Raw genomic sequence first — 21,410 nt, forward strand, 5'->3', positions numbered from 1 at the left:
CAGGCGACCGGCGGAGGGCCCCGATTGACCCGGGTCATGGGTATCGTCAACGTCACTCCGGACAGTTTCTCCGATGGGGGGCGTCTGGGGACGGTCGCGGCGGCCGTGGATCATGCGCTCGCCCTGCTGGATCAGGGCGCCGACGTGCTGGACATCGGCGGGGAAAGCACCCGGCCGGGCGCCGATCCGGTCAGTGGGGCCGAGGAGATCGCCCGCGTCGCGCCGGTCATCGAGGCGATCCGCGCCGAACGTCCCGATGCGGTCATCAGCATCGACACCATGAAGCCGGACGTGGCCCGCGCCGCCGTGGCCGCCGGCGCTGCCATGTGGAACGACGTCACCGCCCTGACCCATCGGCCCGAAAGCGCTGCGGCCGCAGCAGACCTGGGGTGCCGCGTCATCCTCATGCACATGCAGGGCGCGCCGCGCACCATGCAGGCCGCGCCCCATTACGATGACGTGGTGGCCGAGGTCCGCGACTGGCTCGCCGCCCGCGCCGAGGCGGCGTTGGCGGTGGGCGTGGCGCGGGACCGCATCTGGCTGGACCCGGGCATCGGCTTCGGCAAGACCGCCGCGCACAACCTGGCCCTGACCGCGCATCTGGACCAGCTGACGGCCCTGGGTTTTCCCGTGCTCTACGCCGCCAGCCGCAAGCGTATGGTGCAGGCGGTCGACCCGACCGCCACGGATCCCGTGGACAGGCTGGGCGGCTCAATTGCGCTCGCGCTGGAGGGCGCGCGGCGCGGCGCCACCATGGTGCGGGTCCACGATGTGCGCGAGACCGTGCAGGCGTTGAAGCTTCAGGCGGCGGTGGCGGGCGGCTGATCCCGGTCAGCCGGCCAGGTCGAACAGATCCAGCTGGCTGCGCGCCTCAGGCGGAACGCGGAACTGGCTGACGTCCAGCGCCGGGCGAGGGCCGTCGAGATGATACCGCTTCACCGCCGTCCTGAACCGGGTGGCGATCAACTCGGCTACCGGGCCCGTGCCCTTCATGCGCTGGCTCCAGTCGGGGTCGTAGTCGCGGCCGCCCCGGGTCTGGCGAATCAGCGACATGATCCGTTTCGCCCGGTCGGGCCGCGCTTCGGCCAGCCATTCGCGAAACAGATCCTTGATTTCCAGCGGCAGGCGCAGGGTTACGTACATCGCGTCGGTTGCGCCGGCCTTCTTCGCCGCCTCCAGCACCGCCTCCAGTTCGTGGTCGTTCAATCCCGGAATGACGGGCGCGAACCCGACCGTGACCGGCACCCCGACGTCCGTCAGACGGGATATGGCCTCAAGCCGTTTGGCCGGGGTCGCCGCGCGCGGCTCCATGGCGCGGGCCAACTGCCGGTCCAGCGTGGTGATGGACACGGCCGCCCGGACCAGACCCTTTTCCGCCATCGGCCCCATGATGTCGGCGTCGCGCGCGATCAGGGCCGATTTGGTGATGATGCTGAACGGGTGGTTGAACCGGGCCAGCACCTCGATCAGACCGCGCGTGACGCGATGCTCGCGCTCAACCGGCTGATAGGGATCGGTGTTGCCGCCTATGTGGATGGGCTTGCAGACATACCGCCGGGCGCAGAGCTCCTGTTCCAGCAGACGCGGGCCTTCGGGTTTGAAGAAGAGCTTGCTCTCGAAATCCAGGCCCGGGGATAGGCCCATCCAGGCATGGGCCGGACGGGCGTAGCAGTAGATGCAGCCATGTTCGCAACCTCGATACGGATTGATGGATCGGTCGAAGCCCACGTCGGGACTGTCGTTCCGGGTGATGATCTTCTTCGCCCGCTCGGGCGTGAGGCTGGTGCGCAGGGGCGCGGCGGGCTCGTCATCGCCGGTCCAGCCGTCGTCGAAACCCTCTTGCCGGTTTTTCTCGTATCGGCCGGATGCATTGGAGCTGGCCCCTCTGCCCTTTGGGACGGTGATGGACGACATGGCCGCATCATAGCAAAGAAGCGGAACAAAACAAGAACAGATAGGGCATTAGAAAACCCGGCGCGAAGCCGGGGTTTCAATGTCATTCAGGCATGGGGGTCACCAGCAGTCTGGATCGTCCCAATCACAGTCGTCATCGCCATGGGCCGTGCTCACATTGCCGATCACTTCGGAAATGTTCAGAACAGCGCTGGCTGTGCCCTGGGAGTAGCGGCCCACCCAAATATCATAGCGCCCCGACCGCGGAGCCGTGGTGGCGAACAGGGGGTTCAGGCTGCCGGCGCCGTCATCGTTGCAATGCCATGAACCGTCCGGCCCTCGCACCACGAGGGTCGTGTCCGCATCCGAACGGGCGGAGATCAGCAGCGGCAGGCCCCCTGAGCTGGCGCTCCACTCTAGGCGGGCCGTGGGCGCGTCGCTGATGAAGCCGACACAACTGGAACTGAAATCACCGGCCCGGATGTTTCCACCTGCGGTGACATTCAGGCTGTGGGGGTCCGGCAAGAATCCGGCCGCCAGGTTGATGACCCCGAAGCGGGGCGACAGATGATGATTCGGGGGACGCCCGGTGACCGTGGCGCGCGGCGTGGAGTCTAGCGGCTGTGAGTATGAAGACGACGAGTCGTCCATCCGGTCGCTCAGTTCCGTGACTCTGAACGTCGCGGCGCCCCGGGTGTCCGAGAACGTCCCGATCCAGACATCATATCGGCCTGACCGGGCGTTCCAGGCCTCGAACAGGGGATTCAGCCCTGTTCCGCCGTCGTCGTCGCAGTGCCACGCGCCGCCGGGATCGCGCACCAGTATGGTGGGGTCGCGCTCGGCATTCGTGGTTGTGAAAAACAGAGGCAGGCCGCCGCTGCCGCTTGACCAGTGCACGCTGACGGTCGGCGCTTCGCTGACATAGCCCGAACAGCCGGACTGGAAATTGCTGACCCGGATCGGCCCGCCCGCGTTGACCCGCAGGTCATGCGGATCGGGAAGGAACCCGCCGCTCAGATGGATATCACCATGAAGCGGCCGAAGATCTGGATTCGGCCAGCTTTGCGCTGCGACATTTCCCGTCACCAGCAGAGCGAGCGTCGTCGCCCCCCATAAACTCTTCATCTGCATTCTCCCTGAAGCGCCACGTTCCCGAACGTAGCGTCTTTGGATGTGCGCCTGCCCAGCCATCACTTGCGATCACGGCGACCGTAGAAAACGAAGAAGGGCCCGGGGTGAGCCGGGCCCTTCCGACGCCTACTGCAATTCGGTGATCACAAGGGTGGCGGGCGCCGTCTGCTCGCCGTAGGTGCCGATCCAGATGTCATATTGACCGGAAGGCGCGTTGCGGAAGATGACACGGGCGTTGGTCCCGCCGCCGCTGTCATCGTCACAGTGCCAACGGCCATCGGGGCCATTGATGACCAGGGTGGTGTCGCGGCTCGAGCGCGTGCTGAGGATGAGGGGCAGGCTGCCGCCGCCGTTCCAGTTCAGCCGCACATCCGGCGCGTTGGCGATGCGGCCCACGCAACCCGACGCCGCACGGCTGGCGTCGATGGAGCCGCCGGCCACGACCTCCACCGTGCGGGGGTCCGGCGTAAAGCCGGCCGACAGGTTGACCGTGCCGAAGCTGGGCGACCGGGAGAAATCCTGCGCGACGACCGGCGCGGAAACGAGCACGGCCACTGCGGCCAGGCCAAGAATATTTTTCATCAAGAGAATCCCAAGCGATTTTGAAGGAATGTCCGACTGAAGGACACGGTGAAGCTTACCAGGTGAAGCTTGGCCGTAACACAAACAGCGTGTTCATCCGCCGTTCAGAAAAAAGAGGCCCGGCCTTGCAGGGCCGGGCCTCTCTGGTGAGCGCAGACGATCAGTTGCTGTACAGTTCCGAGATCGACAGGGTCGCCGACACATAGTCGCCGCCGTAGCTGCCGACCCAGATGTCATACTGGCCGCTCTGGGGGCTGCCGAAGCGCAGGGACGGGTTGGTGCCCTCGCCGCTGTCGTCATCGCAGTACCAGCTGCCGTTCGGGCCATTCACCACCAGGGTGGTGTCGCGCGACGAGGTGGCCGAGATGATCAGGGGCAGGTTGCCGCCGCCCGACCAGTGCAGGCGGACGTCCGGCGCATGCGAGATGTAGCCGTAGCAGCCCGAGAACCGGTCGCTGGCGCGAATGGTGCCGCCTGCGGTGACGTTGACGTTGTACGGATCGGGCGTGAAGCCGGCCGCGAGACGAACCGTGCCCGCATGAGGGCTGGCGGAGATATCCTGCGCCACGACAGGCCCGGCGAGGAGCAGCGCGGCCATGGCGGCGCCCAGTACGTATTTCATGTTGAAGACCCCAGTATCCTCAGCCCCCACGCGCACCATGCGCGTTCTTCAGACAACGCCGATATTACACGCCGGTAATCATCTGCAAAGCCGCTTGAACGTGCTGGTTGCAAAAAGCTCAGGGCGTTGCGGCCGGGACGGTGGTCGAAGCTGATGCGGCCGACTGGGGCGGGACATAGTCCAGGGCCAGGGGAACATGCAGGGCGCCTGAGGCGACGGCGTCCAGGGTGTTCAGCGGCCCGCCCAGCATGCGCTGATAGATCCAGTAGGTGGCCACCACGTCTTCGACATAGGCGCGGGCCTGGGGCACGTCGATGGTCTCGATCAGCAGCAGGGGGTCGGGGTCCGGCCCCAGCCGCCGCAGCGCGCCCAGCATGGGGCCGGGGCCGGCGTTGTAGGAAGCCACCGCTCGTAGAAGGTCCCCCTGGAACGCGCCCATGCCCAGCATGCGCGAGACATAGGCCTGGCCCAGACGCATGTTGACCGCCGGGTTCCACAGACGCTGCGGATCGCTGATGAAGCCACGATCGCCGGCCAATTCGGCGGCGGTGGTCGGCATCACCTGCATGATGCCGTAGGCGCCCACCGAACTTCGGGCCTGGGGCTCGAAGCCGCTTTCCTTGCGCGCGATGGCGTAGACCAGCGCCCGTTCGATGATGAAGCCGCCCTCTGGCTCCAGCACCGGCATGGGATAGGCGTTGGCGTCGATCCGCGCCGCGGAGGATGCGCCGCGCCGGGGGGACAGCCCCCGCGCCAGCGCGGCCCAGAGCGTCCGCTCGTCCGCCGAGGCGCGGCGCAGGCCGTCGCGCACCTCCGTCTGGGCGTCTTCGCCCCGGCCTAGTTCGTGGAAAGCCAAGGCGCGGCGGGCCTGGTCGTTGGAGGCCACGAAGGCCGCCAGGACGTCCGCCTCGACCATCATCGGCTCGGGCGCACGCTCCGCAGCCGCGATCACCGCCATATAGGGCTGAGGGCCCAGGTTCTCGATCACCGGGTCCTCACCCAGTTGCCGCAGGGCGATCTGGCCATAGAAGGTGGCGGGCCAGCGCCCGGCAAGACGCAGATACTCCTGCACCCGGTCGTGGCGGCTCGACGCATAGGCCGCACGACTGGCCCAGAAGGCGGCTCCGGACCGGACCCACGGATCCTCCAGCGGATCCAGAGCCACGATCTCGAATTCGGAAAAGGCTTCGGCGAACCGGCCCATGCGCCAGGCCGCCAGCCCCGCCGTCCAGTGATCCCCGAGGGCGATGCCGAGGTCATAGGCGCGGGGCAGGTCGTCGGCGTTCAGGGCGATGCGCGCCTCGCGCGGGCCGGGCGGGGTGAAGACGTCCTGCCCGACCGATTCGCCGCCGGCCGCCTGAACGCTGGCCCAGTTGCGCAAGGAGGCCATCACGCCCGGCCGCCGCGGCTCCGGCGCACCGTCGGGGCGCCGGCGCAAGGCCAGGGCGTAGACGCGAGGGGCCGGCGACAGGTCCGAATAGGACTCCAGCCAAGCCGACAGTTCTTCATAGGTGGCGGAGTGATTGGCGTGGAACAGCCGCTCGAACTCCAGCTGGCCCAGCAGCACCCGATCCTGGATGTGGCGGGCGGAATCCCGCGCGGCGTCCAGCTGGCCGCGGCGCAGGGCGTCGAAGGCGGTGGTGTAGGACAGACGGTCCGAATCGCTCAGCGCGCGCGGCATCTGGGTCAGGCCCGCGCCCGCACCGGACAGCACGGCGATGAATGTCAGCGCGCCAAGGACGCGACGGCTTGTCCGCTTCATGGCGGCCCCTCCGGAATGGCTCGACCTGTCTCGAATCAGGTCGCCCCTACGCACACGGTCAGTCGTCAGGCCGCTTTCGTGCCAGCGCGGTGGGGCGTCTTCAAGGCGAAAGGGTTAATCGGCGGCGTCCAGTCTGGCGGCGAGCTCCAGCATGTCCGCCCAGGCCATGCGCTTGGCCATGGGCTGGCGCAGCAGGAAGGCGGGGTGCAGGGTCGGCAGGGCGGGGGCCGCCACGCCGCCTTCGTTCAGCCGCCACTCCCGCCACTGGCCGCGCATCTTCATGATGCCGTCGTCGGTCTTGAGAACCGATTTCGCGGCCGCCGCACCCAGCAGAAGCACAGCTTTGGGCTGGATCAGGGAGAAGGCGCGCTCGACGAAGGGGGCGCAGACCATCTGCTCCTGGGCCGTCGGGGTGCGGTTGCCCGGCGGACGCCAGAATACCGTGTTGGTGATGAACACCTTGTCCAGCAAACCCGCCGCATCCAGCATCTTGTCCAGCAGCTTGCCGGCCCGGCCCACGAAGGGCGCGCCCTGGGCGTCTTCCTCCGCGCCGGGACCCTCGCCGATCACCAGGATGGGCGCCTTGGGATCCCCGCGCGCGAACACGGCCTGGCTGGCCCCCATGTCGCGCAGGGGGCAGCCGGTGAAGGCGGCGATGGCGTCCTTCAGGGCGTCCAGATCGCCGGCCTCGGCCGCCAGGCGGCGCGCCTCGCTGACCGCGCCGCTGAAATCGGTGGGGATGGAGACCGACGCGACAGCCTTGAGCGTCGCCTTCTGCTCGGGCGGGGCCGGGGTGAAGGTGCGGTCAACCGGCGCGTCCTCGAAGCATACATCGACGCCTGCATCCCGCCAGAAGGCGAGGAGGCTTTCGGTCGCAGCGATTTCCGGGTTGAGCGCGTTCATGGTTCAAGGACAGGGATAGTCCTTGACCACCGTCACGTCACCTTCGGATAGTGGTCCAAACCCATAAGAAACGAGGATTCAGGGGAACATGGCTGAGGATATCGTCGAAGGCGGCGCCAGAAACAAAGCTGAGGAAGCGGCCATCGGCGGCGGGCTGGGCGCAGACGCCGAGCGCGAGGTCATGGAATATGATGTGGTCATCGTCGGCGCCGGACCGGCCGGACTGGCCTCGGCCATCCGCCTGAAACAGCGCGCCGAGAAGGAAGGCCGCGAGCTGTCCGTGGCCGTTCTGGAAAAGGGTTCCGAGGTCGGCGCCCACATCCTGTCGGGCGCGGTGATCGATCCCTCCGGGCTGAGCCAGCTGTTCCCTGACTGGAAGGAGCGCGGCGCGCCGCTGGACACGCCGGTGACCAAAGACAAGTTCCTTGTGCTGGGCCCGCAGGGCGACATCGACATCACCTGGCTGCCCCAGCCGAAATACATGAAGAACCACGGCTGCTACATCGGCTCGCTGGCCAACCTGACTCGCTGGCTGGCCGAACAGGCCGAGGCGCTGGGTGTCGAGGTCTATCCCGGCATGGCCGCCAGCCACGTGGTCTGGGACGAGCCCTCGGGTCGGGTGAAGGGCGTGGTCGCCGGCGTGTTCGGCATCGACCGCGAAGGCAAGAAGACCGACGACTATCAGCCGGGCATCGCCCTGCACGGCAAGTACGTCTTCATCGGCGAGGGCGTGCGGGGTTCGCTGGCAAAGACCATCATGGCCCGCCACAACCTGTGCGACGAGGCGGAGCCCCAGAAGTTCGGCATCGGTCTGAAGGAGCTGTGGCAGGTCCCGGCCGACAAGCATCAGCCCGGCCTCGCCCAACACACCCTTGGATGGCCGCTGGACGACAAGACCGGGGGCGGGTCGTTCCTCTATCACTTCGGCGATCGCTATGTGGCGGTCGGCTTCGTGGTGCACCTGAACTACAAGAACCCGTTCCTGTCGCCCTTCGACGAGTTCCAGCGCTTCAAGACCCACCCGGCCATCGCCGAGCACCTTGAGGGCGGCGAACGCATCTCATACGGCGCGCGGGCCATCACCGAGGGCGGCTATCAGTCGGTGCCCAAGCTGGCGTTCCCGGGCGGGGTGCTGGTGGGGTGTTCGGCCGGCTTCGTCAACGTGCCGCGCATCAAGGGCAGCCACAACGCGGTCCGCTCCGGCATCCTGGCCGCCGACGCCGCCTTCGACGCCATCGCTGCGGGCCGCTCCGGCGACGAACTGGTGGAGTATCAGGCCGCCTACGAGGCTTCTGACATCGCAAAGGAGCTCAGGCTCGTCCGCAATGTGAAGCCCTTGCTGTCAAAGTACGGCGCGACGCTGGGCACCCTGCTGGGCGGCATCGACATGCAGATTACCTCCCTGTTCGGGGGCTGGTCGCCCTGGGGCACGGTCAAGCACGGCAAGACAGACGCCGAGTCCACCGGCAAGGCGAAGGATTACAAGCCGATCCAGTATCCGAAGCCGGACGGGAAGCTGAGCTTCGACAAGCTGTCGTCGGTGTTCATCTCCAACACCAACCATGCCGAGGAGCAGCCCGCGCACCTGCGGCTGAAGGACCCCTCGATCCCCATCCGGGTCAATCTGCCGGAGTACGGCGAGCCCGCGCGCCTCTATTGCCCTGCCGGGGTCTATGAGGTGGTCTATGGGGACGAGGCGAACCGCAAGGACCCGCGCTTCGTCATCAACGCCCAGAACTGCGTCCACTGCAAAACCTGCGACATCAAGGATCCGTCGCAGAACATCGTCTGGACCACGCCCGAAGGCGGCGGCGGCCCCAATTATCCCAATATGTAAGGCGATCCTCGCACCATGACGCGCACCCTGACCGCTGTGGCCCTCGCCGCCCTGATCGCCGCCGCCTCGCCAGCCCTGGCTGAACCTCTTGAGGTGGCCGGGCCGGTCCGCTTCGTCGACTTCAGCGACGTGCCGGTGGATGCGCGGGGTCGCTCCAGCTACGGCCTGTTCCTTGCGGGCCGCAACGCCATGGCCTTGGGTGAAAGCAGCACGGGCGCCGACTATCTGGCGGCCGCCCAGGCCGCCGAGCCGGATCAGACGCGTCTGAGGGATCAGGCCTTCACCTCGGCCCTGTTGGCCGGAGACCTCGACGTGGCCGCGCGCCTCTCCCCGAGCGGCGAGGGTGTCAGCCCCACCGTGGCGGAGGCGGGGCGGCTGGTGTCGGTGGTTCGCACCTACGGAGGCGGTGACGCCCGCCAGGCCCACGCCGTGCTGACGGGCCAGCCCATCGGCTTTCCCCATGCCCGCGCCGGGCTGTTCGTGGGGCCCTGGATCGCCGCCGCCGCCGGGGACTGGGACCGCGCCCTCGCCGAGCCGCCCGCCAACGCCGACCCGCTGGCCCGCCTGTTCGCCCGCTATCACCGCGCCCTGCTGCTGGAGCAGCGCCGCGACTATGTGGCAGCCGAGTCGATCCTGAGCGAGCTGGCGGGGGCTGCGCCGACCGCGCCCCTGTTCCGCACGGCCTACGGAGAGTTTCTGGAACGGCGCGGGCGGCGCGAGGAGGCGGTGGCTGTGTTCGACGCCGCCATCGAAGCCGGCGCCACCGACCTGACCACCCGCCTGGCGCGGGAGCGGGCCGCATCGCGCGCTCGCCCCATTGCGGCTCCCACCCTGCGCGAAGGCGCGGCGCTGGGCCTCGGCGCGGCGGCGGCGGCGGCTCTGGCGGAGGAGAACAACGAGTTCGCCGCCGTCTATCTGCGCCTGGCCCTCGGGCTTGATGAAAGTGATCAGACCCGGCTCCTGCTGGGCCAGACCCTGCAGGAAGCCGGCCTGACGACGGCCGCGCGCGCGACCTTCGCCGAGATCGGCACAAGCGAGCCGATCCTGTATGCGGCTGCAAGGCAGCAGATGGCCTGGAGCTATCAGGGGGACGACCGGGACGAGGACGCGTTGATCCATGCCCGCGAGGCGCTGTCGGCGGCTCCGGAGGATCCTCAGGCCGTGTATGGCCTGGCCGGTCTGCTGACGTCGCAGGAGCGGTATCAGGAGGCGTTGGAGCTGCTGAACGGCGCGGCCCTGAACACGGATGAGCAGTCGTGGCAGGTGCGTTTCACCCGCGGCGCCGTCTATGAATCGCTGGGCCGCTTCGAGGAGGCCGAGGCCGAGCTCTGGGCCGCCTTGCAGGACCAGCCCGACAACGCCGAGGTGCTGAACTATCTGGGCTATATGTGGGTCGACAGCGGCCAGCGGGTGCACCAGGGCGCCGAGATGATCGCCCGGGCCGTGGCGGCCGATCCGGAGTCTGGCCACATCCAGGACTCCCTGGGCTGGGCCCAGTATCGTCAGGGCCAGTACGAAGCGGCGGTCGAGACCCTGGAACTGGCGGTGTCGCTGGAGCCCGGCAATGCGGTGATCAACGACCATCTGGGCGACGCCTACTGGCAAGTGGGCCGCCGGCGCGAGGCGGAGTTCCAGTGGAGCCGCGCCCTGAGCCTTGAGCCTGAGCCGGACCTGCGCACGCAGGTGGAGGCCAAGCTGGAGCGGGGGCTGGGCGCTGTTCAGTCCGTCAGCACGGTCGCTCGCGCCGACAACGGTAGCGCCGGCCCCGTCAATCCGTGAGCACGGCCGACCCGGCCTGGGCGCTGGCCCCGGCCAAGGTGAACCTGTTCCTGCACGTTGGCCCGCCGGGCGGCGACGGCTATCACCCTCTGGTCAGTCTGGCGGTGTTCGCCGACGTGGGCGACCGGGTGGCGGTGACGCGCGCCGACGCCTTCCAGCTTGAGACGACAGGGCCTTTCGCGGCGAGGATCGAGGGCGGGCCGAATCTGATCGAGACGGCGCTGGACGACATGGGCCGGGCTGTGGGGCTGGAACGCCTGCCGGTGCACGTGCGGCTGGACAAGCGACTGCCGGTGGCCGCCGGGCTCGGCGGGGGATCGTCCGACGCCGCGACGGCCATGAAGGCCGCGCGCGAAGCGCTCGACCTCGATCTGGATGACGCCTCCCTGACCCGCATCGCCGCGCCGCTGGGGGCCGACATGGCCATGTGTCTCGCCGCCCGGCCCGTGATCGCCCGGGGCAGGGGAGAGGTGCTGGGCCTGGCGCCAAGCCTGCCGGAGCTCCACGCCGTGCTGCTGAACCCGGGCGTCCCGTCACCCACGGGGGCTGTTTACCGCGCCTATGACGCGGCGCCGCGCCGGGCGGCGGATGCGCCGGACATGCCCGCCGCCTTCGCGTCGGCCGCCGATCTGGCCAACTGGCTCGAGAGCACGCGCAACGATCTGGAGGGGCCCGCCATTCGCCTCACGCCCTTGATTGGAAAGGCATTGGACGCGGCAGCCTCGGCGCCCGGCGCCCTGATGGCGCGGGTCACCGGATCGGGGGCCACGGTGTTCGCCCTGTTCGAGACGGCCGGGGCCGCGAGACAGGCCGCTGACGCCCTGTCGCAGGCTCATCCCGGGTGGTGGTCCGCGTCCTGCAGGCTTGGGTAAGGCGCCGCTTCGCCCTGAAATGACCGCACGTTTTCAGGGAACACAGATCGCCGCCGCTGCATTGTCCTTTCAAGAAGTCGGGTTATCGGCCAGTCAAATATCTGGCGGCCGCACTGAAAGGACACCATTCATGTTTCGCATGCGTCTTATGACTGCCGGCGCCGCAGCGGCCCTCCTGATGGCCCCGGCCGCCATGGCCCAGGATCAAACCGCCACCCCGCCCAACGTGGGCGAGGTCCCCGAGACCGAAGTCACCGCCTCGCCGCCTCAGCCGAACCCCGGCGAGGAGAGCGCTGCGCCCGCGACGGATGACGCGTGGGAGCCCGAGACCCCGGGCGAGGACGCGGTGGCCTATGAGCAGGCCGGCGAGGAAGGCTGGAGCGAGCCTGACGCGCCCGCCGATACGGTCGAGCCGGCGCCCGTGGCTGAGCCCGAGGAAGAGGCTCTCCCGGTCGAGCCGGCCCCCATGGCCGAGCCCGAGCCCGAGCCCATGGCCCAGCCCACGCCCGATCCGATGACGCCCGACGACGCCATGACGCCCCCGGACGGCATGGAACTGCCGGCCGACACCACCATCCCGCCGCCGCCCATCGACCCGGCGCCGGACGCGGCCGAGGATGACCTTCTGGATCCGACGCCCCCGGGCGCCTGATCCTCGCCATCCGGCATTGATGCACAAGACGGCGGGCCCTATGGTCCGCCGTCTTTTTTCGCGCCCGCGAAATGCCCGCAAATCCGGATACGGCCTTGTCTTCCAGGACGACTGAACCGCTGAGTTTCCAGGACCTGATCCTGACCCTTCAAGCCTACTGGAGCGAGAAGGGGTGCGCGATCCTGCAGCCCTATGACATCGAGGTGGGCGCGGGCACCCTGCACCCGGCCACGGTGCTGCGCGCCCTGGGCCCGCGCCCGTGGAAGGCCGCCTACGTCCAGCCCAGCCGCCGCCCCGGCGACGGCCGCTATGGTGAGAACCCCAACCGCCTCCAGCACTATTACCAATTTCAGGTCATTCTGAAGCCGAATCCGGACGATCTGCAGGAGCTGTATCTGGAGAGCCTGAAGCGGATCGGGATCGATCCGAGGCTGCACGACATCCGGTTTGTGGAGGACGACTGGGAGAACCCCACGGTGGGAGCCTGGGGGCTGGGCTGGGAGGTCTGGTGCGACGGGATGGAGGTGACGCAGTTCACCTATTTCCAGGGCGTCGGCGGCATCGAGGTGGACGTGGTGTCGGGCGAGCTGACCTACGGGCTCGAGCGGCTGGCCATGTATGTGCAGGGCGTCGACAACGTCTATGACCTGCGCTTCAACAACGACGGCGTCACCTATGGCGAGGTGTTCCTGGAGAACGAGCGCCAGCAGTCGCAGGCCAATTTCCACGGCTATGACGTGGACGGGCTGAAGCGCCGGTTCGAGGACATGGTGGCCGAGGTGACGCGCTTCCTTGCCATGACCGGACCGCAGGGCCAGGCGCTGGTGCTGCCCGCCTATGATCAGGTGCTGAAGGCCAGCCACCTGTTCAACCTGATGGACGCCCGCGGCGCCATCGCCGTGGCCGAACGGCAGAGCTACATCGGCCGCATCCGGGACCTGTGCAAGGCGTGTGCGCTCGCTTACGTCGAACAAGAGCGGAAGACCGCCTGATGCCCCAGCTTCTTCTTGAAATCTTCTCCGAGGAAATCCCTGCGCGGATGCAGGCCGGGGGCGCGCGGGATCTGGAGCGGCTGGTGGGCGACCGGCTGAAGGCCGAAGGGCTGACGTGGGAGGCGCTGACGACCTTCGCGGGGCCGCGCCGGCTGACGCTGGTCATCGAGGGCCTGCCGGCGGCGACGCCGGACCGGGACGAGGAGCTGAAGGGCCCCAAGGCCTCGGCCCCGCCGCAGGCGCTGGAAGGCTTCCTGCGCAAGACCGGCCTGACCCGCGAGCAACTGGAGGAGCGCGACGGCGTGCTCTACGCCCGCATTCAGGAAACCGGCCGGGCGACCACTGAGGTTGTGGCCGAGACGGTGGACGCGGTGGTGCGGGCGTTCCCGTGGCCCAAGTCCATGCGGTGGGGGTCGGGGACCCTGCGCTGGGTGCGGCCCATCAAGCGCATCCTGTGCCTGTTTGACGGCAAGGTCGTGCCGTTCTCCATCGACGGGATCGAGAGCGGCGACGCCACCGAGGGGCACCGGTTCCTGGGGGCCGGGCGGCCGCTGAAGATCCGCGACTTCGCCGACTATCGCCGCCAGCTTGAGGACGATTTCGTCATGCTGGACGTGGCGGACCGCAAGGTGCGCATTCTGGAGCAGGCGAAGGCCGTGTGCGCGGCCAAGGGCTTGGCGCTGGTGGACGACGACGGCCTGCTGGACGAGGTGGCGGGGCTGGCCGAATGGCCGACGCCGATCCTGGGCGACATGGACCCCCAGTTCCTGGACCTGCCGCCCGAGGTGGTGCGTCTGTCCATGAAGGTGCACCAGAAGTATTTCGCCGTGCGCGATCCCTCGAAGGATGGGCCAGAGTCTTCAGGAAAGTTGGCGCCCCACTTCGTGGTGGTGGCCAATGTGGAGGCGACCGACGGGGGCAAGGCGCTGGCGGCGGGCAATTCCCGCGTGCTGTCGGCCCGCCTGAATGACGCGCGCTTCTTCTGGGACGAGGACCGCAAGGTCGGCTTCGACGCCTGGCTGGAGAAGCTGAAGGGCGTCACCTTCCACGCCAGGCTGGGGACCCTGGCCGAGCGGGTCGATCGCATCGCCGCCCTGGCCCGCGAGATCGCCCCGCTGGTGGGGGCCGATCCGGATCAGGCCGAACAGGCCGCCCGTCTGGCCAAGGCCGATCTGGCCAGCGGCATGGTGGGCGAGTTCCCCGAACTGCAGGGCGTCATGGGCGGCTATTACGCCCGCGCCGACCATGGCGACGCCATCGCCGACGCCATCCGCGACCACTACAAGCCGCAGGGGCCGGGGGACACGGTTCCGACCGCGCCGCTGACGGTGGCCGTGGCGCTGGCCGACAAGCTGGACACCCTGGTCGGCTTCTTCGCCATCGACGAGAAGCCCACGGGATCGAAGGACCCGTTCGCCCTGCGCCGGGCGGCGCTGGGGGTGATCCGGCTGGTGCTGGAGAATGGGGTGCGGATCGGGGTCGCCGACGCGGCGTCGATGGCCAAGGCCTGTAATGACCGGACATCCGCCAGCTGGCACAGGGTGGTGGATGAAGCCGCGCTTTATGGCGAAGTGGCGGACTTCTTCGCCGACCGGCTGAAGGTCCTCCTGCGCGATCAGGGCCAGCGCCACGATCTGGTGGATGCGGTGTTCGCGCTGGGGGACGATGATCTCGTCCGCATCGTTCGCCGGGTGGAGGCGCTGGCCGCCTTCCTCGCCACGGACGACGGGGCCAATCTGCTGGCGGGCTACAAGCGGGCGTCCAACATCCTGAAGGCCGAGGCGAAGAAGGGGGAGGTCCCGACCGGCATGGTCCAGACCGGCCTGCCGAACCAGCCGGACGAGGAGACGGCGCTGGCCTTTGCGGTGGGCGCGGCCGGGACGGCGGTGGATGCGGCGCTGGAGACCGAGGACTTCGCCGCGGCCATGACGGCGCTGAGCCGGCTGCGCGCGCCGGTGGACGCCTTCTTCGACAAGGTGATGGTGAACTCGGACGTGGCGGCGGAGCGGGACAACCGGCTGAAGCTGCTGGGTCAGGTGCGCGATGTCATGGGGCGCGTGGCCGACTTCGGGCAGGTGACGGGCTGATTTCCTTCTCCCCTTGAGGGAGAAGGTGGCCCGCGAAGCGGGTCGGATGAGGGGTGAGACACCGCTCTATCCAGCTTATGCGCGGCAAGCGACCTTCGGGACGAGGCGGAGAGAAACCGGCCGGCGCCGGGATTCACCCCTCATCCGTCATGCTGCGCATGACACCTTCTCCCTCAAGGGGAGAAGGGAAGTGTCAGTCAGTTGCCCGGTCTCGTCACGTAGAACGTGGCCGAGTTGCCCACGGCGTTGACGCCGGTGATGATGGCGCGGCCGTAGGCGTCGATCCGGGTGGTGGCGGTGGCGGTGACGTTGCCGGTGTTCACCTGGGTGTTGGCCGCTTCCAGATAGCCGGGGCAGGTCGAGCAGGAATAGGCGGTGATGGTGTTGCCGACGGCGTCGGCGCCCACATAGGCGTCATAGCCGGTGTTGCCGACGAACGAGGCGTCGGCCTCGACTCCGCCGGAGTTCACCTGGCTGTTGTCGATGCGCACATAGATGTCGGCGTTGCCCACATGGACCGAGTTGGCGGTGGCGCCCGCGTGGCTGGTGACCTCGCCGAAGTCGTAGGCGGTGACGATGGACTGGGCGCGCACGCCCGCGACATTGCCCTGGTCGGTGCGGGAGATGACCGAGCCGCCCTGATTCGCGACAGCCACATGGTTGGCGGTGGCGCGGGCGCGGCCGGCCAGATCCCAGGCGTTGCCGGCGTTGGCGCTGGTGGTGGCCCAGATGGCGGCGCCGGTCTGGCGCTGGCGGATGGTCAGGTCCTGATCGCCCTGGGTGACGGTGGACGCGACCGTGTTGCCGATGGCCTCGGCGGTGAACTCGGCCTCGGCCGGGACGTACTGGGGATTGCCGTAGGTGTAGGCCTGGGTGAAGGCGGCGCTGGTCTGGTCGATGTCGGCGGTGACGACGCCGCCCGAACCGGCCATGGCCGTGACATTGCCGCTGGCCGAGGACTGGACCCGGCCTCCGCCCAGCATGCGGCCGGGCGCGCCGTTGACGGCGACGTCGGCGATGAGGTCGGCGGCGCCCATGGTCTGGGTCGCCTCGACGCCCAGATCAGCGCCGTAAGCCTGGGCCTCCAGCCGGTTGCCCTCGACCTGGGCGGTGAGGGTGACGGGGCCTTCGGTTTCACCGGACAGGTTCATCTCGATGGTCGAGCGGCCGTTTCCGGTCATGGTCTGGGCCGACTGGACCTGAAAGCCCACGCCGTCATCGCCCGACGCCGAGGCGCGGTTGCCCACCGCATAGGTGGAAGCGGTGACCTGATCATCAGCATTGACCACGTTCAGGGTCTGGCCCGCGAACACGTCGTTGTTGTTGATCTGGCCGTTCAGGACCAGACCGGGGTCCTGTGCAGCGGCCTCAGTAGCGGCCGCGCACAGTCCCATCGCGGCGATCGTGCCAGCGAGACGGGTCGGCGCGAGTCTCGGCATTGTTCGCATCCGTATTCTGGTAGGCGGGGTAATAGCCGCCGGTGGGGCCGACGGTGGAACCGCCCAGGGGGTCGTTGGCGGCGCTGAGGCAGACTTCGGGCCCAGGGGCGCCGTAGAGGTTGGCCATCATCTCGAGCGTCGCGCGCTCGACCAGGGCCCGCACGGCCAGCTGGACCGGCTCGAACCCGCTGGAGCCCGCCGAGATGTCGAAGACGTTGCCGTTCAGGAAGTCGAACACGCCGGCGGAGATCTCGCGGCCGATGATCTGCTTCTGGTAGGAAATGACGTCCACCACCTCCATGGAGGTGGTCTGGACCAGGCGCAGGTCCAGGGCGATGTTCATGACGAACACCCGGCTGTTGATGATGCCCGAGCCGCCGGTGTCGGTGTCGACCTCGCCGCCGGCGATGTCGAAGCCGCCCGAGCGGATGTTGTAGTTCACCTCGGTGATGCCGCCGACCATGTAGAAGTCGGAGCCGGGCACCTGACCGGCCAGGATCTGGCGGAACGGCGGGGCCTCGGGATTGCCGGCGCCGCCTTCCTCGCCGATCAGGCGGTTGTTGGCGTAGCGCAGCTCCAGCTCGGACACCGAGGTGTCATAGCGTTCGACGATTCGCGCCCCGGACTTGGCCAGGGCGGAAACGGCCATCAGGGAGGCGCCCTGGGTGATCTGGCGGCCGCCGTCCGACGAGACGGTGCCGGTGTAGTCGCTGATCCGGCCCACCGCGATGCGCGGGGAGGGCAGATTATAGCGCCGCGCATAGTCGGCCAGGCAGTACAGCGCCGTGGAATAGGGCGTGGGGTTCGCCGTCACCGGCGCATTGCCGATGGGCGTGGCGTACAGTCCGTTGGACCCGGCCGTGGTCGAGACGCAGCCGGCCAGAAGCGCGGCGGCGGCGGTCGCAGCAATCAGGGGCCGCAGGCGGCGTCCGGACTCAGTCATCGCCATCAAGGTCCAATGTGCCGTTCAGAGCGGTTCCGGCGGTGATGTTGCCGGTGTTGGTCTGGCGCGAGTTGACGATCACGGTGTTCCAGTTGCCCTGGACCACCACGTTCAGGCTGTTGCCGATGGCCGTGGCCCCGGCGATGCCGGTGGAGCCGTTGCCGGCGCCCGAATAGGCCGAGGCGGCTCCGCCTGAGGACTGGGAATAGGCGCTCGCGCCCGACTGGATGATGCCGTTGACGATCAGGCGGTTGCCGTTTTCGTCGCGGGTCGAGCCCGTCGCGGGCCGCGCGGTGGTGTAGCGCGCGCCCTGATAGCCGGCCTGGTATTGCGCCGCGCCGGACGAGCCGGCCGACTGGGCGGCGGCCAGTCCCGGCGCCGCGAGGGCGACGGCCAGGGCCGTCACCGCGATAAACTTGCCGCCTGCCATTTCGACGCTCCGCGCGAACAAAGTGAACGGGCTGGAAAGCAACCCGCGTGCCAAAGTGGGGCACGGTTCTTAAGAAGCGCTTGATGACGGGGCGTCGGGCGCGCATTTGACGCGAATGGATTCCGAACGCCCCGCTGCGCCTGCCCCTTCCGAATCGCCGCCCCCGGCCCGCGAGCCGATGTTCAACGCGCCGATTCTGGCGCTGTTGCTGGCCGGGTCGATCGTGGGGCTCTACGGACTGCAGAGCGAGACGGGGGCGATGGAGGCGAGCTATCGCTACGGCCTGATTCCCGCGCGGCTGGCGCAGGGAGATGTGTTGGGGCTGGTCACCCACATGCTGGTGCACGGCGGCTGGATGCACGCGATCATGAATGCGGTGGGGGCCCTGGCCTTCGCCGCGCCCGTGGCCCGGCTGATGGGCGGGGCGAAGGGCCTGACCGGATTCCTCTCTCTATATATAGTGTGTGGCGTAATCGCCGGCGGGGGCTACGCCCTGCTGCATCTGGACGGGACCGTGCCGCTGGTGGGCGCGTCGGGCGCGGTGTTCGGTCTGATCGGGGCCTCAACTCGGATGCTGGGCGGCCAGGGCCGGATCCTGCCGCTGACCGACCGGCGCGTGCTGACGTCCGCCGCCGCCTGGATCGGGGTCAATGTGCTGATCGGGGTGATCGGAAGCGTCGGCGTGGCGCCGGGCATGGAGGGCGCGCGAATCGCCTGGGAGGCCCATGTGATCGGCCTGATCGCCGGGCTGCTCCTGATCGGGCCGTGGGCGCGACTGTTCGGGCGAGCGGCGCCGATTCGTCAGCCGACGTTTGATTCCCCGGACCATATGAGCGAACCTGAACCCCGTAGCGGCCCCTGGGGGGCCTGACGGCCCCGGATCGGCCGCTCTCTATAGTGGAGGAGGGCCGAAGATGCTTGTCGCAGAGATCCTGAAAACCAAGGGCGATGCGGTGTTCACCCTGACGCCGGGAGCCACGGTGGCCGAGGCCGCCGCCCAACTGGTGCAGCGGCAGGTGGGGGCCCTGATCGTGTGCGAGGGCGACCGGGTGGCCGGGGTGCTGTCGGAGCGCGACATCGTGCGGGCGCTGGCGCGGCAGGGCGCGGCCGCCCTGACACAGCCCGTCAGCGACCACATGACGTCCAATGTGATCTACGCCGAGCCGGGCGAGGGGGTCGATGTGCTGATGGGGCGCATGACCGACCGGCGCATCCGCCATCTGCCGGTGATGAAGGACCAGCGCCTGTGCGGGGTGATCTCCATCGGCGACGTGGTGAAATGCCAGATCGACGAAGCGACCCGCGAGGCGGAGAGCCTGAAGAGCTATATCGGGGCGGGGTGAGGGCCCAGGCTTGGGGCTTAGGGCTTGGGGCTTGGGGCTTGGGGCTTAGGGCTTAGGGTTTAAGTTGCTCCTGAATCTTTGGGTCTGGGGGCGCGAATGGCCCACGGCTCTGCGCTGGAGCCGCGCTGGTCTCCAGAATCAGCCCCCTAAGCCCTAAGCCCCAAGCCCTAAAACCTCGCCTCATCGCTTTCGTCGGAGCTTGTCGAGGCGTCGCCGCTCGGCCCGGGAGAGGGGCGGGGCGGGCGAATCGGGGTCCGGCGGCGTCGGTTCGGACGATGCACGGTGCAATTGGTGCAATTGGTGCAATTCCCGGGTCGACGCCCGGGTCGATTCGACGGCCTCGCGATGAATCTGGCGGGCGGCGTCGCCGATGGCGCGGATCCGGTGGGTGTCGCCCAGATCCCCTACGGCCTTTGCGACCAGCTCCGCCCGCTCGTCGGCGCGGGCCTGCCGGATCAGGCGGTCGTGCACGGCCATCCAGCGCTGGGTTTCGCCGGCGCGGCCCTGACGCAGGGCCCGCGCCGCCCTGCGCGCGGCCATCTCGGCCATGTCCTCGAACGAGGGGCGGGGGGAGTCGTCATCGTCGACGTCCTCCAGCGCGGGGTCGGGATCCGCCATGTCGGCCCGCCGCCAGCCCTCGCGCCGGGCGCGGGTGCGGAAGGCGGAAAGGCTCAGATCATAGCGATCGCAGATGTCCCGGGCGGCGCCGCCCTCCATATAGGCCTGACGGGCCGCGTCCCAGGTCTGGGGCGAACGCATGCGGTGGCCGGTGTCGGGGGTCATGACGGGGTCTCCCTGTGCTGCAGGGGCATCATGGGGATCGGGTGCGTCAGTCCGGGTCGTAGAAAACAGGACTCCGTCAGATTCTTGAAGATTCTTCGACAAGACGCTTGCAGCGCCGGAGGTCGGTCCGTATATCGACGCCTCGCTCGGAGACGGGCGGGCCCCAAGGGGTTTCGAGGCGGAAACGCCCCGGACCCCGGCGGAACGAGAGATTGAAAAATCTCTTGCTTTTCGAAGCGGCCCACCATAGTCTCCGCGCTCCAATCGAATCGTCCAAACGATCTGAGGGAAGCCCCTCCGCTTCTCTGGTCGGTTTTTTGCGGCCTGGTGAAGCGCAGCTTCAACGATCCGCAGAATGGCTGAAAAGCCCGGTTGACACAGGAAGCGGCCATCACTAGATAGCCGCCTCCCACCACCTCCGGGTGGTGCTGCAGAGAGAAAGTTCTTTTTAAAAAGAACGACTTGACGCAGAAACTGAGGCGGTTAAACAGCCGCCTCCGCTGCCTCCGGGCGGCGCCGCAGAAAAGAGGTTCTTCTTCGAAAGAGCCGCTTGACACGGAAAACCGAGGCGACTACATCGCCGCCTCCGCCGTCACCGGGCGCTAAACGGTGGGGCCGCTCCGGCGGTTCACGGTCTTTGAAATCGTTGATCTGGAAAGAGAAACGCAGGCGGCGGTGTCCTAGCGACAATCCTAGAGATTGTCTCGACACTGACAACTGCGGTCTTTTTGAAAAGACATACCATGTAACCGGTCTTCGGATCGGTGAACGTGGGATCTCGTCAAGAATACGTAGAACTAATGCCAAATCGGATTTCGGTCCGATCTGCTTAGGTCAGATAGTCAACTCAACCTGAGAGTTTGATCCTGGCTCAGAGCGAACGCTGGCGGCAGGCCTAACACATGCAAGTCGAACGGACTCTTCGGAGTTAGTGGCGGACGGGTGAGTAACACGTGGGAACGTGCCTTTAGGTTCGGAATAAGCCCGGGAAACTGGGTCTAATACCGAATGTGCCCTTCGGGGGAAAGATTTATCGCCTTTAGAGCGGCCCGCGTCTGATTAGCTAGTTGGTGAGGTAAAGGCTCACCAAGGCGACGATCAGTAGCTGGTCTGAGAGGATGATCAGCCACACTGGGACTGAGACACGGCCCAGACTCCTACGGGAGGCAGCAGTGGGGAATCTTGCGCAATGGGCGAAAGCCTGACGCAGCCATGCCGCGTGAATGATGAAGGTCTTAGGATTGTAAAATTCTTTCACCGGGGACGATAATGACGGTACCCGGAGAAGAAGCCCCGGCTAACTTCGTGCCAGCAGCCGCGGTAATACGAAGGGGGCTAGCGTTGCTCGGAATTACTGGGC

The 21,410-nt window shown here is 67.9% G+C and carries 19 protein-coding genes and 1 rRNA gene; 10 read left to right on the forward strand and 10 right to left on the reverse strand.

Annotated elements, in window-relative coordinates; all coding sequences use genetic code 11:
• Nucleotides 1–36: 36 nt before the first annotated feature.
• The gene (folP, locus tag ACK4SE_RS01665; protein WP_409687800.1) at nucleotides 37–825 is read left to right on the forward strand and encodes a dihydropteroate synthase; all 789 of its coding nucleotides are present in this window, start codon (nucleotides 37–39) and stop codon (nucleotides 823–825) included.
• 6 nt (nucleotides 826–831) lie between these two features.
• Here folP and ACK4SE_RS01670 read toward each other — a convergent pair whose 3' ends face one another.
• The 6 genes from ACK4SE_RS01670 to ACK4SE_RS01695 form a co-directional block, all read right to left on the reverse strand.
• Nucleotides 832–1,914 (reverse strand): PA0069 family radical SAM protein, encoded by a 1,083-nt coding sequence (locus ACK4SE_RS01670; RefSeq protein WP_409687803.1) that lies wholly within the window; start codon nucleotides 1,912–1,914, stop codon nucleotides 832–834.
• A gap of 99 nt (nucleotides 1,915–2,013) precedes the next feature.
• Nucleotides 2,014–3,024, reverse strand: a complete 1,011-nt coding sequence (locus tag ACK4SE_RS01675; protein ID WP_409687806.1) for a hypothetical protein — start codon at nucleotides 3,022–3,024, stop codon at nucleotides 2,014–2,016.
• Between the two features lie 126 nt (nucleotides 3,025–3,150).
• Complete coding sequence (locus ACK4SE_RS01680; protein ID WP_409687808.1) at nucleotides 3,151–3,606, reverse strand: peptidase S1; 456 nt, start codon at nucleotides 3,604–3,606, stop codon at nucleotides 3,151–3,153.
• 160 nt (nucleotides 3,607–3,766) lie between these two features.
• Nucleotides 3,767–4,228 (reverse strand): peptidase S1, encoded by a 462-nt coding sequence (locus ACK4SE_RS01685; RefSeq protein WP_409687810.1) that lies wholly within the window; start codon nucleotides 4,226–4,228, stop codon nucleotides 3,767–3,769.
• A 118-nt stretch (nucleotides 4,229–4,346) separates the two neighbouring features.
• Nucleotides 4,347–5,990 (reverse strand): lytic transglycosylase domain-containing protein, encoded by a 1,644-nt coding sequence (locus ACK4SE_RS01690; protein ID WP_409687812.1) that lies wholly within the window; start codon nucleotides 5,988–5,990, stop codon nucleotides 4,347–4,349.
• Nucleotides 5,991–6,104: 114 nt separating this feature from the next.
• Nucleotides 6,105–6,893 carry a uracil-DNA glycosylase family protein gene (locus ACK4SE_RS01695; RefSeq protein ID WP_409687815.1) on the reverse strand — a complete coding sequence of 263 codons (789 nt, stop codon included), beginning with the start codon at nucleotides 6,891–6,893 and terminating at the stop codon, nucleotides 6,105–6,107.
• Between the two features lie 88 nt (nucleotides 6,894–6,981).
• On the opposite strand from ACK4SE_RS01695, the gene ACK4SE_RS01700 reads away from it, so the two are divergent.
• The 6 genes from ACK4SE_RS01700 (at nucleotide 6,982) to glyS (ending at nucleotide 15,112) form a co-directional block, all read left to right on the forward strand.
• Nucleotides 6,982–8,730, forward strand: a complete 1,749-nt coding sequence (locus ACK4SE_RS01700; protein ID WP_409687818.1) for an electron transfer flavoprotein-ubiquinone oxidoreductase — start codon at nucleotides 6,982–6,984, stop codon at nucleotides 8,728–8,730.
• A gap of 15 nt (nucleotides 8,731–8,745) precedes the next feature.
• Nucleotides 8,746–10,509 (forward strand): tetratricopeptide repeat protein, encoded by a 1,764-nt coding sequence (locus ACK4SE_RS01705; RefSeq protein ID WP_409687821.1) that lies wholly within the window; start codon nucleotides 8,746–8,748, stop codon nucleotides 10,507–10,509.
• A complete protein-coding gene (locus ACK4SE_RS01710) occupies nucleotides 10,506–11,381 on the forward strand; it encodes a 4-(cytidine 5'-diphospho)-2-C-methyl-D-erythritol kinase (RefSeq protein WP_409687824.1) in 876 nt (291 codons plus the stop codon). The genes ACK4SE_RS01705 and ACK4SE_RS01710 overlap by 4 nt, the downstream gene beginning before the upstream one ends.
• 130 nt (nucleotides 11,382–11,511) lie before the next feature.
• On the forward strand, nucleotides 11,512–12,033 hold the full coding sequence (locus tag ACK4SE_RS01715) for a hypothetical protein (protein ID WP_409687827.1): 522 nt from the start codon (nucleotides 11,512–11,514) through the stop codon (nucleotides 12,031–12,033).
• Between the two features lie 71 nt (nucleotides 12,034–12,104).
• Complete coding sequence (locus ACK4SE_RS01720) at nucleotides 12,105–13,025, forward strand: glycine--tRNA ligase subunit alpha (RefSeq protein ID WP_409687830.1); 921 nt, start codon at nucleotides 12,105–12,107, stop codon at nucleotides 13,023–13,025.
• On the forward strand, nucleotides 13,025–15,112 hold the full coding sequence (gene glyS / locus ACK4SE_RS01725) for a glycine--tRNA ligase subunit beta (protein ID WP_409687833.1): 2,088 nt from the start codon (nucleotides 13,025–13,027) through the stop codon (nucleotides 15,110–15,112). The genes ACK4SE_RS01720 and glyS overlap by 1 nt, the downstream gene beginning before the upstream one ends.
• 197 nt (nucleotides 15,113–15,309) lie before the next feature.
• On the opposite strand, the gene hfaD is transcribed toward glyS, so the two are convergent.
• The 3 genes from hfaD to hfaA are packed head-to-tail and all read right to left on the reverse strand — an operon-like array spanning nucleotide 15,310 to nucleotide 17,924.
• Nucleotides 15,310–16,506: a holdfast anchor protein HfaD gene (gene hfaD / locus ACK4SE_RS01730; protein WP_409687836.1), complete on the reverse strand. Its 1,197-nt coding sequence runs from the start codon at nucleotides 16,504–16,506 to the stop codon at nucleotides 15,310–15,312.
• Entirely contained in the window at nucleotides 16,481–17,494 is a 1,014-nt protein-coding gene (gene hfaB / locus ACK4SE_RS01735) for a holdfast anchoring protein HfaB (RefSeq protein WP_409687839.1), read from the reverse strand. The genes hfaD and hfaB overlap by 26 nt, the downstream gene beginning before the upstream one ends.
• Nucleotides 17,487–17,924, reverse strand: coding sequence for a holdfast anchoring protein HfaA (gene hfaA / locus ACK4SE_RS01740; protein WP_409687842.1), 438 nt, complete (start codon nucleotides 17,922–17,924; stop codon nucleotides 17,487–17,489). Before hfaA ends, hfaB begins: the two co-directional genes overlap by 8 nt.
• A 178-nt stretch (nucleotides 17,925–18,102) precedes the next feature.
• Here hfaA and ACK4SE_RS01745 point away from each other — a divergent pair, with 178 nt between their 5' ends.
• Nucleotides 18,103–18,795, forward strand: coding sequence for a rhomboid family intramembrane serine protease (locus tag ACK4SE_RS01745; protein WP_409687845.1), 693 nt, complete (start codon nucleotides 18,103–18,105; stop codon nucleotides 18,793–18,795).
• Nucleotides 18,796–18,838: 43 nt separating this feature from the next.
• Nucleotides 18,839–19,267: a CBS domain-containing protein gene (locus tag ACK4SE_RS01750; protein ID WP_409687848.1), complete on the forward strand. Its 429-nt coding sequence runs from the start codon at nucleotides 18,839–18,841 to the stop codon at nucleotides 19,265–19,267.
• A gap of 180 nt (nucleotides 19,268–19,447) precedes the next feature.
• On the opposite strand, the gene ACK4SE_RS01755 is transcribed toward ACK4SE_RS01750, so the two are convergent.
• The gene (locus ACK4SE_RS01755; protein ID WP_409687850.1) at nucleotides 19,448–20,050 is read right to left on the reverse strand and encodes a hypothetical protein; all 603 of its coding nucleotides are present in this window, start codon (nucleotides 20,048–20,050) and stop codon (nucleotides 19,448–19,450) included.
• Nucleotides 20,051–20,898: 848 nt separating this feature from the next.
• On the opposite strand from ACK4SE_RS01755, the gene ACK4SE_RS01760 reads away from it, so the two are divergent.
• A 16S ribosomal RNA gene (locus ACK4SE_RS01760) occupies nucleotides 20,899–21,410 on the forward strand; the annotation flags it as partial.

It is taken from the genome of Brevundimonas sp. (genome assembly GCF_046293315.1).
Taxonomy (GTDB): domain Bacteria; phylum Pseudomonadota; class Alphaproteobacteria; order Caulobacterales; family Caulobacteraceae; genus Brevundimonas.

What these genes read in the sequence shown, in the direction of transcription:
- folP (WP_409687800.1), top strand. Translation starts at nt 37, where the DNA reads ATGGGTATCGTCAACGTCACTCCGGACAGTTTCTCCGATGGGGGGCGT.
- ACK4SE_RS01670 (WP_409687803.1), bottom strand. Translation starts at nt 1,914, where the DNA reads ATGTCGTCCATCACCGTCCCAAAGGGCAGAGGGGCCAGCTCCAATGCA.
- ACK4SE_RS01675 (WP_409687806.1), bottom strand. Translation starts at nt 3,024, where the DNA reads ATGCAGATGAAGAGTTTATGGGGGGCGACGACGCTCGCTCTGCTGGTG.
- ACK4SE_RS01680 (WP_409687808.1), bottom strand. Translation starts at nt 3,606, where the DNA reads ATGAAAAATATTCTTGGCCTGGCCGCAGTGGCCGTGCTCGTTTCCGCG.
- ACK4SE_RS01685 (WP_409687810.1), bottom strand. Translation starts at nt 4,228, where the DNA reads ATGAAATACGTACTGGGCGCCGCCATGGCCGCGCTGCTCCTCGCCGGG.
- ACK4SE_RS01690 (WP_409687812.1), bottom strand. Translation starts at nt 5,990, where the DNA reads ATGAAGCGGACAAGCCGTCGCGTCCTTGGCGCGCTGACATTCATCGCC.
- ACK4SE_RS01695 (WP_409687815.1), bottom strand. Translation starts at nt 6,893, where the DNA reads ATGAACGCGCTCAACCCGGAAATCGCTGCGACCGAAAGCCTCCTCGCC.
- ACK4SE_RS01700 (WP_409687818.1), top strand. Translation starts at nt 6,982, where the DNA reads ATGGCTGAGGATATCGTCGAAGGCGGCGCCAGAAACAAAGCTGAGGAA.
- ACK4SE_RS01705 (WP_409687821.1), top strand. Translation starts at nt 8,746, where the DNA reads ATGACGCGCACCCTGACCGCTGTGGCCCTCGCCGCCCTGATCGCCGCC.
- ACK4SE_RS01715 (WP_409687827.1), top strand. Translation starts at nt 11,512, where the DNA reads ATGTTTCGCATGCGTCTTATGACTGCCGGCGCCGCAGCGGCCCTCCTG.
- ACK4SE_RS01720 (WP_409687830.1), top strand. Translation starts at nt 12,105, where the DNA reads ATGCCCGCAAATCCGGATACGGCCTTGTCTTCCAGGACGACTGAACCG.
- glyS (WP_409687833.1), top strand. Translation starts at nt 13,025, where the DNA reads ATGCCCCAGCTTCTTCTTGAAATCTTCTCCGAGGAAATCCCTGCGCGG.
- hfaD (WP_409687836.1), bottom strand. Translation starts at nt 16,506, where the DNA reads ATGGGACTGTGCGCGGCCGCTACTGAGGCCGCTGCACAGGACCCCGGT.
- hfaB (WP_409687839.1), bottom strand. Translation starts at nt 17,494, where the DNA reads ATGACTGAGTCCGGACGCCGCCTGCGGCCCCTGATTGCTGCGACCGCC.
- hfaA (WP_409687842.1), bottom strand. Translation starts at nt 17,924, where the DNA reads ATGGCAGGCGGCAAGTTTATCGCGGTGACGGCCCTGGCCGTCGCCCTC.
- ACK4SE_RS01745 (WP_409687845.1), top strand. Translation starts at nt 18,103, where the DNA reads ATGTTCAACGCGCCGATTCTGGCGCTGTTGCTGGCCGGGTCGATCGTG.
- ACK4SE_RS01750 (WP_409687848.1), top strand. Translation starts at nt 18,839, where the DNA reads ATGCTTGTCGCAGAGATCCTGAAAACCAAGGGCGATGCGGTGTTCACC.
- ACK4SE_RS01755 (WP_409687850.1), bottom strand. Translation starts at nt 20,050, where the DNA reads ATGACCCCCGACACCGGCCACCGCATGCGTTCGCCCCAGACCTGGGAC.